Annotated in this window: 7 tRNA genes and 1 rRNA gene; all 8 read left to right on the top strand. The window is 50.1% G+C overall.

From position 1 onward, the window contains the following. The first annotated feature begins 46 nt into the window (after positions 1–46). The 8 genes from rrf (at position 47) to CN601_RS21925 (ending at position 788) form a co-directional block, all read left to right on the top strand. A 5S ribosomal RNA gene (rrf, locus tag CN601_RS21960) occupies positions 47–162 on the top strand. A gap of 5 nt (positions 163–167) precedes the next feature. Next, a tRNA-Val gene (locus tag CN601_RS21955) sits at positions 168–243 on the top strand. 3 nt (positions 244–246) lie between these two features. After that, positions 247–319, top strand: a tRNA-Thr gene (locus CN601_RS21950). A gap of 8 nt (positions 320–327) precedes the next feature. Continuing rightward, positions 328–403 (top strand) — tRNA-Lys (locus CN601_RS21945). Between the two features lie 22 nt (positions 404–425). Continuing rightward, positions 426–508 (top strand) — tRNA-Leu (locus CN601_RS21940). A gap of 23 nt (positions 509–531) precedes the next feature. Next, positions 532–606: transfer RNA gene (locus CN601_RS21935), tRNA-Gly, on the top strand. Positions 607–614: 8 nt separating this feature from the next. After that, positions 615–701 (top strand) — tRNA-Leu (locus tag CN601_RS21930). Positions 702–711: 10 nt separating this feature from the next. Then, positions 712–788 (top strand) — tRNA-Arg (locus tag CN601_RS21925). Positions 789–849: the final 61 nt, after the last annotated feature.

Here is an 849-nt window from a genome sequence, read left to right as displayed (position 1 = left end):
TTAGTAGAAAATTTGATATAATAATTAATGTCCTAAAGAAAATTAATCAAGTGATGATAGCGAAGAGGTCACACCCGTTCCCATACCGAACACGGCAGTTAAGCTCTTCAGCGTCGATGGTAGTTGGGGGTTTCCCCCTGTGAGAGTAGAACGTCGCTTGGTTTGATGGAGGATTAGCTCAGCTGGGAGAGCACCTGCCTTACAAGCAGGGGGTCGGCGGTTCGAGCCCGTCATCCTCCACCATATGCCGACTTAGCTCAATTGGTAGAGCAACTGACTTGTAATCAGTAGGTTGAGGGTTCAAGTCCTTTAGTCGGCACTCTTTTTGAGCCATTAGCTCAGTTGGTAGAGCATCTGACTTTTAATCAGAGGGTCGAAGGTTCGAATCCTTCATGGCTCACCATTTTCTCAAAAAGAAAATATTTGCGGGTGTGGCGGAATTGGCAGACGCGCTAGACTTAGGATCTAGTACTTCGGTGTGGGGGTTCGAGTCCCTTCACCCGCACCATTTATAATTTAAAAGCAGTATACGCGGAAGTAGTTCAGTGGTAGAATACAACCTTGCCAAGGTTGGGGTCGCGGGTTCGAACCCCGTCTTCCGCTCCACATATGCTGCCGGGGTGGTGGAATGGCAGACACACAGGACTTAAAATCCTGCGGGGGTTGACCCCGTGCCGGTTCGAGTCCGGCCCTCGGTACCATTTATAATATGCGCCCGTAGCTCAATTGGATAGAGCGTTTGACTACGGATCAAAAGGTTATGGGTTCGAGTCCTTTCGGGCGTGCCATATTACGGGAAGTGGCTGAGCTTGGTAGAGCACCTGGTTTGGGACCAGGGGGTCGCAGGTT

Origin of the sequence: Bacillus sp. AFS017336 (genome assembly GCF_002555445.1) — a bacterium.
Taxonomy (GTDB): Bacteria; Bacillota; Bacilli; order Bacillales; family Bacillaceae_G; genus Gottfriedia.
This window is presented reverse-complemented; position numbering and strand designations above follow the sequence as displayed.